Annotated in this window: 10 protein-coding genes; 5 read left to right on the forward strand and 5 right to left on the reverse strand. The window is 72.5% G+C overall.

Annotated elements, in window-relative coordinates:
* Positions 1–66: 66 nt before the first annotated feature.
* The 3 genes from ACR68M_RS13655 to ACR68M_RS13665 all read right to left on the reverse strand — a co-directional run bounded on the left by ACR68M_RS13655 (position 67) and on the right by ACR68M_RS13665 (position 3,194).
* On the reverse strand, positions 67–1,791 hold the full coding sequence (locus ACR68M_RS13655; RefSeq protein WP_441250747.1) for an enoyl-CoA hydratase-related protein: 1,725 nt from the start codon (positions 1,789–1,791) through the stop codon (positions 67–69).
* 234 nt (positions 1,792–2,025) lie between these two features.
* Positions 2,026–2,580, reverse strand: coding sequence for a hypothetical protein (locus ACR68M_RS13660; protein ID WP_441250748.1), 555 nt, complete (start codon positions 2,578–2,580; stop codon positions 2,026–2,028).
* A gap of 59 nt (positions 2,581–2,639) precedes the next feature.
* Positions 2,640–3,194 (reverse strand): CGNR zinc finger domain-containing protein, encoded by a 555-nt coding sequence (locus tag ACR68M_RS13665; RefSeq protein WP_441250749.1) that lies wholly within the window; start codon positions 3,192–3,194, stop codon positions 2,640–2,642.
* Between the two features lie 85 nt (positions 3,195–3,279).
* Between ACR68M_RS13665 and ACR68M_RS13670 the strand changes: the two genes are divergently transcribed.
* Positions 3,280–4,794 carry an alpha/beta fold hydrolase gene (locus tag ACR68M_RS13670; protein WP_441250750.1) on the forward strand — a complete coding sequence of 505 codons (1,515 nt, stop codon included), beginning with the start codon at positions 3,280–3,282 and terminating at the stop codon, positions 4,792–4,794.
* 4 nt (positions 4,795–4,798) lie between these two features.
* Here ACR68M_RS13670 and ACR68M_RS13675 read toward each other — a convergent pair whose 3' ends face one another.
* Both ACR68M_RS13675 and ACR68M_RS13680 read right to left on the reverse strand, forming a co-directional pair.
* A complete protein-coding gene (locus ACR68M_RS13675; RefSeq protein WP_441250751.1) occupies positions 4,799–5,293 on the reverse strand; it encodes a hypothetical protein in 495 nt (164 codons plus the stop codon).
* Positions 5,294–5,494: 201 nt separating this feature from the next.
* The gene (locus ACR68M_RS13680; protein WP_441250752.1) at positions 5,495–6,958 is read right to left on the reverse strand and encodes an NCS2 family permease; all 1,464 of its coding nucleotides are present in this window, start codon (positions 6,956–6,958) and stop codon (positions 5,495–5,497) included.
* A 252-nt stretch (positions 6,959–7,210) separates the two neighbouring features.
* Between ACR68M_RS13680 and ACR68M_RS13685 the strand changes: the two genes are divergently transcribed.
* From ACR68M_RS13685 to ACR68M_RS13700, 4 genes are all read left to right on the forward strand, one after another.
* A complete protein-coding gene (locus ACR68M_RS13685; protein WP_441250753.1) occupies positions 7,211–7,492 on the forward strand; it encodes a DUF2530 domain-containing protein in 282 nt (93 codons plus the stop codon).
* 24 nt (positions 7,493–7,516) lie between these two features.
* Positions 7,517–8,131 carry a hypothetical protein gene (locus ACR68M_RS13690; RefSeq protein WP_441250754.1) on the forward strand — a complete coding sequence of 205 codons (615 nt, stop codon included), beginning with the start codon at positions 7,517–7,519 and terminating at the stop codon, positions 8,129–8,131.
* A gap of 36 nt (positions 8,132–8,167) precedes the next feature.
* The gene (locus ACR68M_RS13695; RefSeq protein ID WP_441250755.1) at positions 8,168–8,980 is read left to right on the forward strand and encodes a class I SAM-dependent methyltransferase; all 813 of its coding nucleotides are present in this window, start codon (positions 8,168–8,170) and stop codon (positions 8,978–8,980) included.
* A gap of 116 nt (positions 8,981–9,096) precedes the next feature.
* Entirely contained in the window at positions 9,097–11,664 is a 2,568-nt protein-coding gene (locus tag ACR68M_RS13700) for an HAD-IC family P-type ATPase (RefSeq protein WP_441250756.1), read from the forward strand.
* Positions 11,665–11,685: the final 21 nt, after the last annotated feature.

An 11,685-nucleotide genomic window follows, 5' to 3' on the forward strand; every position in this document is an offset into this window, starting at 1 on the left:
GGCAGAACTGATGGCCGCCGCCGGGGTGTTCGCACCCCGGCGGCGGCCATCGTGTTCCACCGATGTCTAGGAGCGGACCAACTCGCGGTCCCCCCGGAGGTGTTCCGGCGTGCAGGACGGGCAGACCTTGTGCACGAACGCCTGCCGCAGCTGCCGGTAGGGCTCGTCCGGCTCGAAGAAGTTGCGCCGCATCTGCGTCAACTCCTCCTCGCGGTAGGCCGCGAGCGGCTTGGCCTCCTCGTCCGCCGCCCGTCGGTGCTTCTTCTCCAGCAGGCGGCCGGCCAGCTCGGGGGAGGTCGCGAGGCCCGCAGCCGTCCAGCGCGTCCAGGCCCGGAAGTCGGCCGCGCTGCCGCCGCTCGTCCGGTCGACCAGGCCGAGCGCGCGGGCCTCCCACGCGCCGACCGGCAGGGCCTCGGTGGTCAGCCGCTGCGCCTGCTCGGCGCCGACCCGGCGCGGCAGGCTGTACGTCCAGTACTCGGAGCCGTAGAGGCCCATCAGCCGGTAGTGCGGGTTGAGCACGGCCGCGTCCCGGCACCACACCTCGTCCGCCGCGATCGCCAGCATCAGACCGCCGGCCGCCGCGTTGCCCGCGAGCGCCGAGACGGTGATCTTGTCGGTGGTGGTCAGGATCGCGTGGACGAGGTCGTCCATCGCGTTGATGTTCTCCCAGGACTCGACCGCCGGGTCGGCCGCCGCCTCGATCACGTTGAGGTGGATGCCGTTGGAGAAGAAGTCCCGCGCGGGCCCGAGCACCAGCACCGAGGTCGGCCGGGCGCACGCCTCCTGGTAGGCCGCGAGCAGCCTGCGGCACTGCTCGGTGCTCATCGCCCCACTGGGGAAGGTGAATTCGAGGAAGCCGACGCTCCCCTCCTCGCGGTAACGCAGCTCCGACCAGGTGTCCCGCCCGGCCGCCTCGGCCGCCGAGACCGGCACCTCGGGCAGTGCCTCGGCAACCGGCCCGAGCACCTGCACGGCGGGCAGCTTGAACGTCACCGGCCCGCCTGGGGTGCGCCGGGCCCGCAGCTGCGTCAGCCACACCGCGCCGTCGGTCGTCGCCCGGCAGACCGCGCCGTCCCGGCGGGCCAGCAACTCGCCGGGCTCGCCGCGCAGTCGGTCCTCGCTGTGGCAGCCGTGCAGGAAGTACTCACGGCCGTGCAGCTCGTCCAGCACACCGGGCTGCGAGTCGGCCGAGCGCAGCTTGCGGAGCACCGTCGCGGTGTCGTCGAACGCCCAGTCGATCCGGCGCGACGCCTGCTTGTGGTACGGACGCAGGCAGCCCCGTACGTCGGGCCGGGCGTAGTCCAGCGGTTCCGGCTCGAAGCCACTGCCCGCTCTGGCCCCCGCGAACCGCTCGACGGCCAGCAGCACCGCCTCGACGGCCGCGCCGGCGACCTCGTTCCGGTACAACTCGCTCTTCCCGCAGGGCTTCACGTAGAACGGCACGGACGCCCAGATCGGCCCGGCATCCATCTCCTCGACGGCCTGGAGGACGGTGACGCCCCACTCCTCGGCGCCCTCGTGGATCGCCCAGTCGAGCGAGGAGGGCCCCCGGTCGCCCTTGGGCCCCGGATGGACGATCAACACCGTGTGCCGGGTCCAGACGTCCTCGGGGATCGCCCTGGTCAGCATCGGCGCCACGATCAGATCCGGCCCGAAGCCGGCCACCGCGTCCCGTACCTGCTCGTCCCCCAACGCCAGCTCCACGCCCACCACGTGCCCACGATCCCGGAGCTCGGTGTGGACGCGCTGGGTGAGGCTGTTGAACGCACTGGCGATCAGCAGAATGCGCAAGGTGACCTCCGACTATGTGTCAGCGAGTACTAGTGGCCCCCGATTTGCCCACTTTTCTGACCAGGTCCCCAACCCGACCAGCCCCCCGGCTCAGTACCGGAGGGCGGGCCCATCCAACCATGGTCATGCACACGCTAGGCGCGGATGATCCGAACTTACGGGCGACTCTCACGCACCGACCACAACCGGACCGGAAGATCCACAGATTCCGCCAAGGGGGCGGCCGCGCACCGCTCAGCCCCGGAAGTCCCGGGCCTTGATCTTGGCCATCCGGCCGTCGGGGTGGTGGAAGACCAGGCCCTCGTACGCACGGTCGGTCAGCCACTCCCGCAGGCCGTCGAAGTCGCGCGGCGCCGTGGCGACGTCCTCGCCGACGGCGGGCGAGGCCCAGCCGTGCCGGACCAGCTGGTGGGTCGCCGACGCGTCGGGGTTGCCGTTGACCTTCGGGCCGATCAGCTCGTAGCCACCGGGCCCGCCCGCCCACCCGGCCAGCGCCTCGGCGTGGAACTTCGCGAACGACGACTGCTCGACCGGCTCCCAGCCGACGGTCTTCCCGGTGACCTCGTCCCGCTCGACGGCCAAGAAGCCGGGCGGCGGCTGCTTGCCCGGCTTCACCTCCCGACGGGCCCACCAACGCCCGTCCTCGTCGAGCCGGACACAGGTGCCGTCGTACTTCCGGGTGGGCACTCCCTCGCCCTCCGCCACCCAGGCACAGGCCGGGTTGACGACGGGCAGCACCCGGGAGCGGTCCTCGGGGTCACGGACGAAGAGCGTGGGGATCTTTCGCATGAGCGCAGAGCCTAGCCACGGACCCACTCGGGCCACCCCTTCTTTTTGGGTCGACTCCGCTACTCGGCCGGGCCCTTGTGGCGCTGGTAGTAGCGGGCGACGCGGACGCGGTTGCCGCACAGCGTCGGCGAGCACCAGCGCCGCCGGGGGTTCGCGGGGAGGAAGACCAGGCAGCAGTCCGGGGCGGCGCAGCCGCGTACGCGGGCGAGAGTGGCCGGGTCGGTGAGCAGGTCGACGGCGGCCTCGGCGAGCTCGGCGAGCAGGACGGCCGTCGGTGCGCCGGACCGCCGCCGGACGGCGGCCAGAGCCGCACCGTCCCAGGTGAGCTCGCGGTGGGCGGGGGCCGCACGCTGGGCGTCGACCAGGGCGGCGAGCGCCGCCGCCGGGGGCTGCCGGCCGTCGCGGCCGCTGTCGACGGCCTCGGCGACGTGCGCGCGCAGGGCGCGGAGGGCGTCGAGGTCGATGGCGCCCGCGTCCGCGACCGCCGTGATGCGTCCGGCCTGGTCGTCGAGCCAACCCCGGAAGTCGTCGGCCGAGGACAGCAGGTCGAGGGCCACGGACCGGGTGTTGACCAGGTCCAGCGCGAGGGGTTCTCCGACCAGGGTGCTGCTCATGTCACTAACTCTACATCGAGCCATTGACACATTAGAAGACCATCGACTACTACTAATGCATCGGACCACTCAGGGGGCATGTGAAATGACGGCATCGCAGAAGGCACCGCAGAAGAACGTCCCGCTCGGACCGCTCAACCCGATCAACCCGGTCACCCGCGTCACACACCGGCACGTGGAGGTCGACGGCGTCCGCGTCTTCTACCGCGAGGCCGGCCCGGCCGACGCGCCCACACTGCTCCTGCTGCACGGCTTCCCGTCCGCCTCGCACCAGTTCCGGCGGCTGATCGACACCCTCGGCACCCGCTACCACCTGGTCGCGCCCGACTATCCGGGTTTCGGCCACACCGAGGCGCCGGCCGACTTCACGTACACCTTCGAGCGCCTCACCGACGTGGTCGAGGGCTTCGTCCAGGCGCTCGGGCTGAGCCGATTCACGCTGTACGCGTTCGACTTCGGCGGGCCCGTCGGCCTGCGGCTCGCGACCCGCCACCCCGAGTGGATCGCCGGGCTGATCGTGCAGAACGCCAACGCCTACACCGAGGGCCTCTCCGAGCTCGCGCAGGGCATGATCGCCAACCGCCCCGGCGTCGAGGGCGCCGAGAGCCGGGTGGCGGAGATCCTGGTGCTCCCGGTGACGCGCGGCCAGTACGAGGGCGGCACCACCGACCCCGCCCTGATCGCCCCCGACGGCTGGACGCTCGACCAGCACTTCCTCGACCTGCCCGGCCGCAAGGACGCGCAGATCGCACTCGCCCTCGACTACCACTCCAACGTCGAGCTCTACCCGGCCTGGCAGCAGTGGCTGCGCGAGCACCGGCCGCCGACCCTGGTGCTCTGGGGCACCGGCGACGCCTTCTTCACCGAGGCCGGGGCCCGCGCCTACCTCCGCGACCTGCCCGAGGCCCGGATCCACCTCTTCCGGACCGGCCACTTCGCGCTGGAGGAGAAGCTGCCCGAGATCGCCCCACTGATCGCCGACTTCGTCGACTCCCTGCCGGCACCACTGCGGATCGCCGTCATCGGCGCCTCCGGCCACCTCGGCGGCGCCGTCGCCCGCGAGGCAACCGCCCGCGGCCACCGCGTCACCCCGCTGGGCCGCACGGACGCCGACATCACCGACCCGGCCTCGATCGCCGCCGCCGTCACCGGGCACGACGCCGTCGTCGCGAGCGTCAAGGGCCCCGACCGCCTGGTGCCGCGCGGAGCCGGCGCCCTGCTCGAAGCCCTGCCCGCAGCCGACGTCCCCCGGCTCGTCTTCCTGGGCGGCGGCGGCAGTCTGGAGGGCCCGGACGGACGCCGCTTCGTCGACTCCCCCGACTTCCCCGCCGCCTACCTGGAGACCGCCCGCGACCAGACCGAGGCCCTCGACCTGCTGCGCGCCACCGACACCCCCGTCGAGTGGACGTACGTCAGCCCGCCCCCGATGCACCTCACCCCGGGCCCCCGCACCGGCACCTACCGCGTCGAAGCCCGCGACACCCCGCTCACCGACCCCGACGGCCACAGCAGCATCAGCCTCGGCGACCTCGCCTCCGCCGTGGTGGACGCCCTGGAGCAGCGCACCTTCGTCCGCCGGCGGATCACCCTGGGCTACTGATGCCTCATCCGCAGCTCGCACTCGGGTAGGGGTCGGACATGTAGCCGCCCATGTTCCAGGTGGACGTGGTCGAGAACCCCGAGCAGGCGCCGTTGCTGATGGTGACCTGGGCGAAGTAGTCCCGCCCGAGGTAGGCGTCCCAGTAGACGCTCAGCACGGGGCTGTCGGCCACGTCCCCGCCGTACGCGTTGAAGCCCCGCTGCTGGGTGTGGCCGGTGGCCTGGATGACGTACACGGTGCCGGTGGTGTCCCGGTGGTTCGCCAGGTAGCCACCGGCGAAGTGGAAGTCGCCGTAGACCTGGCTGACACAGGACAGCCACTCCAGCGCGAGGTACCCGACGTACGCCCCGTTCCGGTCATAGACGTACGGCCCGTTCCCCAGCTGGCTCCCCGAACAACTGGCCGGCGCAGCCGAGGCCACCGGAGCCACCGCCACCCCCGTACCGAGCAGACACCCGGCAGCGACCACCGCCGCCACCCCTCTGGCAATCCGACGCATTGCTGACCCCCTAGCCTCCACGACGTCCCCGTTCCAACCCATGCTCCGAACCGCCCGCCCGCCCGGCAAGACCCCCGCAACCACCCCGGACACCCTCGGACACCCTCGGACGGACCCGGACGACGTCACCTCACGAGCCCCCGCACGACGTGAGCCCGCCCCCTCGACGGGGACGGGCTCACGGATCGGTGCGGCCGGGCGTCAGCCGATGCCGAGGGCCGGCATCAGGTAGTAGAAGGCGAAGACCGCCGCCACCGCGTAGAGCGCGACCGGCACCGAGCGGCCGCGACCGGCGGCCAGCCGCAGGACGCAGAAGGTGATGAAGCCGAAGCCGATGCCGTTGGTGATGCTGTACGTGAACGGCATCATCACCATCGTCAGGAAGGCCGGGACGGCGATGGTGTAGTCGCTCCAGTCAATCTCGCGGATGGAGTTCGCCAGGATCAGGAAGCCGACGGTGACCAGGGCCGGGGTGGCTGCCTGGGCGGGGACCATGGTGGCCAGCGGGGTGAGGAAGAGGGCCAGCAGGAAGAGCGCGCCGGTGACGATGCTGGCGAAGCCCGTCCGGGCGCCCTCGCCGACGCCCGCCGTGGACTCGACGAAGCAGGTGTTGGCGGAGGAGGAGGTCGCGCCGCCTGCGGCGGTGGCGATGCCGTCGACCATCAGGATCCGGTTGATGCCCGGCAGGTCGCCCTTGGCGTCGAGCAGGTGGGCCTCGTCGGCGACGCCGAGGATGGTGCCCATCGCGTCGAAGAAGCAGGACATCAGGACGGTGAAGACGAACAGGACGCCAGTCACCAGGCCGACCTGGTGGAAGCCGCCGAACAGGCTGACGTGACCGACCAGCCCGAAGTCGGGTGCGGCGACGGGGTTGCCGGGCCAGACCGGGACGGTGAGGCCCCAGGAGGCGGCCGGGATGGTCACGGCCTGGTCGATCAGGACGGCGAGGGCCGTCATGGTGGCGATGCTGATCAGGATCGCGCCGGGCACCTTGCGGATGACCAGCACCAGGGTGAGCAGCAGCCCGAGGATGAAGACCAGCACCGGCCAGCCGAGCAGGTGGCCGTTGCCGCCGAGCTGGAGCGGCACGGTGGTGTGGGCGGCGTCCGGGATGCGGCTGACGAAGCCGGAGTCGACCAGCCCGACCAGCGCGATGAAGAGGCCGATGCCGATCGCGATGGCCTTGCGCAGGCCGAGCGGGACGGCGTTCATGACGCGCTCGCGCAGACCGGTGGCGACCAGCACCATGATCGCGAAGCCCGCGAGGACCACCATGCCCATCGCGTCCGGCCAGCTCATCCTCGGCGCCAGCTGGAGGGCGACGATGGTGTTGACGCCGAGCCCGGCGGCCAGCCCGATCGGGACGTTGCCGATGACACCCATCAGCAGGGTGGTGAGCCCGGCGGTGAGGGCGGTCGCGGTGACGAGCTGGGTGCTGCTGAGGTGCGCGCCGTTCATGTCGACGGCGTTGGCGAGGATGATCGGGTTCAGCACCAGGATGTACGCCATGGTGAAGAAGGTGGCGACACCGCCACGGACCTCGCGGGCGAGCGTGGAGCCGCGCTCCGAGATCCGGAAGTAGCGGTCCAGGGGGCCGCCGGGGGGCTGCGGCGCACTCTGGGAGGGCTCGGGCGACGTGGCGGTCGGCTGGGCCAGCGGAGACATACGGGCATCCTCGTCGGGTGGGGGGAGCTGAGGAGGAGAGGGGGCACCCGAGCGACGGTGGCCGGGTCCGCCGGGAGCGGCCCGCGCAGGGCGGAGCTGGCGCGGGGGAGGCTGACCGGAGCCTCAAGTATGAGTTCCTCGGTCGTGCACGCGCCATCTTCGCGCGTAGAACACGGCCCTTACGGTCATCCCCGGTCAGTCGCCCGGGAGCCCTCGGCCATGGCGGCGACCCGCACCCGTACGCTAGGGCCCATGGCCAAGACCCCCGTGCACCCCTCCCCGCCGCCCTACGAGGTGAACGACGTCGCGATCGTCGGCGGCGGCACGGTGCTGTGGTTCGTCGCCTTCCTCGCGCTGCTGCCCTTCGACAGCACCCTCTCCTCCCACGGCCACCACTACTGGCCCTGGATCTGCCTGGCCGGCTCCGGCCTGGGCCTGATCGGCCTCTGGTACTGCCGCGCCCGCCAGGCCGCGATCCGCCGCAGCGCGGCCCAGGAGTCCGACCAGCAGCCCGACCAGCAGCCCGGCCAGTAGCCCCGCCCGCCCGCCCGCCCGCCCGTGCTCGTCACCGTCCACACCGCGCAGCTGCGCGGCGTCCCGCACCGCGTCGTCCGCCCGGCCGTGCCGCCTGCCGCCGTACTGCTCGACCACGACCGGTACCTCGACCTGCAGCTCGACGCGGACGCCGCCCGGCAGCTCGCGCTGCTCTGGGAGCTGGCGGCACGCTCACCGCGCTCGCTCGTCCACCTGCCGCTGCGCGCACCCACGGGCGGGCTCACGGGCGGGCCCGGCCTCGATCTGGTGCTGCTGCACCACTCGCTCCAGTTCGCCCCGGCCCGCTGGCGCGAGCTGCGCCGCCGGCTCGGCCCCGGCCGCCCGCAGCGCCTCACCCTCCCGGAGCCGGACGGCACCCCGGCCGATCTCCCGGGCCGTCATCACCGGGGGCACCGGGACGTGTTCCACCAGCACCTCGCCGCCGAGACGCTCTTCCTGACCGGCAGCGCCCCCGTCTTCCGGGCGACCACCCACCACTTCGTGGACGTCGCACGCAACGGCCCCGGCCACCCCGGCCCGTCCCACTACTGCGCGCAGCTGTACGCCGACTCGGGCGTGCTCGCCCCCGGCGCACGGGAGCTGCACCTCCGCTACGAGGCAGTCGACTGCCCGAATTGAGTGGATCTGTCGGCCGACTCCGGCCATGATCCCGGTATGACGCAGAGCAACAAGGGCAACGGCAACAGCAACGACGCCCGCAGCTTCGACGAGCTGGTGGCCGAGGCGGAGGCCGTGTCGGTGGACGGCTGGGACTTCTCCTGGCTGCACGGCCGGGCCACCGAGCAGCGGCCCTCCTGGGGCTACCAGCGGGTGATGAGCGAGCACCTGGCACGGGCCGGGGCCGCGCTGGACATCCAGACCGGCGGCGGCGAGGTGCTCGCGGGGGCGGCCCGGCTGCCGCCGGTCATGGTCGCCACCGAATCCTGGCCGCCGAACGTCACGAAGGCGACCCGGCTGCTGCACCCGCTCGGCGCCGTGGTGGTCGCCGACGCGGACGAACCGCCGCTGCCGTTCGCCGACGAGGCCTTCGACCTGGTGACCAGCCGTCACCCCGCGACCGTGTGGTGGGAGGAGATCGCCCGGGTGCTCCGGCCCGGCGGCCGCTACGTCGCGCAGCACGTCGGCCACTCCAGCGTCTTCGAGCTGGTCGAGTACTTCCTCGGCCCGCAGCCGGAGCAGGTACGGAACGCCCGGCACCCCGACCACGACCGCCGGGCCGCCGAGGCCGCCGGGCTGGAGGTCGCCGACCTGCGCTTCGAGTCGCTGCGCACCGAGTTCCTCGACATCGGCGCGGTGGTCTACTTCCTGCGCAAGGTCATCTGGATGGTCCCGGGCTTCACCGTCGAGCAGTACCGCGAGCGGCTCCGCGCCCTGGACGAGCAGATCCGGGCCGAGGGGCCGTTCGTCGCGCACTCCACCCGCTTCCTGATCACCGCCCACAAGCCCGAGGCCCGCCGTCCCGCCTGACCAGCCCGCCTGACCAGCCCGCCTGACCAGCCCGCCTGACCAGCCCGCCACTCGGTTGGGCTGAATCGGACCACGGTAGGGCGCACCGGACAAATCGCCCACCTAGAGTCAGTGCCATGACGCACCCCGCGGAAGACACGGCCGACCAGGACCGCACCAGCAGCTCCGCGCCCGGAGCGTCCGGGGTGTCCGAAGCTCCCGGGGCGCACTCCAGCGGCCTCGGCCCGGAGCGCCGGAGCGGCCTGACTGCCGCCGAAGTCGCCGCGCGGGTCGCGAAGGGCCAGGTCAACGACGTACCGGTGCGCTCCAGCCGGTCGCTGCGCGAGATCGTCCGGGCGAACGTCTTCACCCGGTTCAACGCGATCATCGGCGTCATGTTCGCGATCATCCTGGTGGTCGGGCCGATCCAGGACGGGCTGTTCGGGCTGGTCATCGTCGCCAACACGGCGATCGGCATCATCCAGGAGCTGCGGGCCAAGAAGACCCTCGACGGCCTGGCGCTGATCGGCGAGGCCAAGCCGCAGGTCCGCCGGGACGGCACCGCGCAGCAGGTCTCGGTCGGCGACATCGTGCTGGACGACACCGTGCTGCTCGGCATCGGCGACAAGGTGATCGTCGACGGCCTGGTCACCGAGGCCGACGGGCTGGAGATCGACGAGTCGCTGCTCACCGGCGAACCCGACCCGGTGCTCAAGCAGCCCGGCGACGCGATGATGTCCGGCAGCTTCGTGGTCGCCGGGGCCGGCGCCTTCACGGCGACGAAGGTCGGCCGCGAGGCGTACGCGGCGCAGCTGGCCGAGGAGGCCAGCCGGTTCACGCTGGTGAAGTCGGAGCTGCGCAGCGGCATCGACAGCATCCTGAAGTTCATCACCTACCTGCTCGTCCCCACCGCGATCGGCCTGATCGTCAGCCAGCTGGCGGTGGAGAAGCACGACTGGCGCGAGGCCGTCCGCCGGATGGTCGCGGGCATCGTGCCGATGGTGCCGGAGGGGCTGGTGCTGCTGACCTCCGTGGCATTCGCGATCGGCGTGGTGCGGCTGGGGCGCAGGCAGTGCCTGGTGCAGGAGCTGCCCGCGATCGAGGGGCTGGCCCGGGTCGACACCGTCTGCCTGGACAAGACCGGCACCCTGACCGAGGGCGGCATGGACCTGGTCGACCTCCGCCCGCTCGCCGTCGCCGAGAGCGGCCCCGACAGCACCGGCCCCGACAGCAACAGCGCCGACGGCAACGGCGCCGACAGTGGCGTCGACGGCGCGCTGCGCCCCGGTGCCCCGCTCGCCAGCCACGTGCTCTCCGACCCGCAGGTGCTCCAGCACGCGCTGGGCGCGCTGGGCCGGGCCGACTCCCGGCCGAACCCGAGCATGCAGGCCGTGATCGAGGCGTACGGGGAGGAGGACCCGGGCCAGCAGTGGCGGGTGCTCCAGGCGATGCCGTTCTCCTCCGCCCGGAAGTGGAGCGGGGTGCAGCTGCTGGAGCCGCAGGGCGCCGAGGCGAGCTGGCTTCTCGGCGCACCGGACGTGCTGCTGCCCGCCGGGCACCCGGCGCTGGCCGAGGTGGACGAGCTGGGCGCGCAGGGGCTGCGGGTGCTGCTGCTCGGCCGCACGCCCACGGCCCTGGACGCACCGGACCCGGCGGCCCGGCTGCGGCCGCTCGCCCTGGTGGTGCTGCGGCAGCGGCTGCGCGAGGACGCTGCCGAGACGCTGCGCTACTTCGAGAGCCAGAGCGTCCAGGCCAAGGTCATCTCGGGTGACAGCGCGGTCTCCGTCGGCGCCGTCGCCTCCCACCTGGGCCTGCCCGGCGCGGACCGCCCGCTGGACGCCCGTACGCTGCCCACCGACCCCGAGCAGCTCGCCGACACGGCCGACCGCACCACCGTCTTCGGGCGGGTCACGCCGCAGCAGAAGCGGGACCTGGTCGGCGCGCTCCAGTCACGCGGCCACACCGTCGCGATGACGGGTGACGGTGTCAACGACGTGCTCGCGCTGAAGGACGCCGACATCGGCGTCGCGATGGGCTCGGGCAGCGAGGCGACCCGGGCGGTGGCGCAGATCGTGCTGCTGGACGACAGCTTCGCGACGCTGCCCTCGGTGGTGGCCGAGGGCCGCCGGGTGATCGGCAACATCGAGCGGGTCGCCGGGCTGTTCCTGGTGAAGACGGTCTACTCGGTGCTGCTCGCGCTGCTGGTGGTCTTCACCCACGTGCCGTATCCCTTCCTCCCCCGGCACTCGACGGTGCTCAGCTCGCTGACGATCGGCATCCCGGCGTTCTTCCTGGCGCTGGCGCCGAACAACGAGCGGGCCCGGACGGGCTTCGTACGGCGGGTGCTGCGGCTCGCCGTCCCGAGCGGGGTGATCGCCGGGACGGCGACCTTCACCGCGTACATGCTGGCCCGTGCCAACCACGCGACCGACCTGAAGGCCGACACCAGCGTGGCGACGCTGACGCTCTTCCTGGTGGCGATCTGGGTGCTGGCGATCGTGGCCCGCCCGTACACCTGGTGGCGGCTGGCCCTGATCGGGACGATGGGCGGGGCGTTCGCGCTCGTGCTGCTGGTGCCGTGGCTGTCGAACTTCTTCCAGCTCGAACTGGCCGGCACCCGCGATCCCTGGACGGGCGTCGGGATCGCGGTGACGGCGGGCGTACTGCTGGAGATCACCGCACAGGTGCAGCGACTCAAGCGTTAGCCATCCACGGCACCGGCGACT

The sequence above is a fragment of the Kitasatospora sp. McL0602 genome (assembly GCF_052076145.1).
Lineage (GTDB): Bacteria > Actinomycetota > Actinomycetes > Streptomycetales > Streptomycetaceae > Kitasatospora.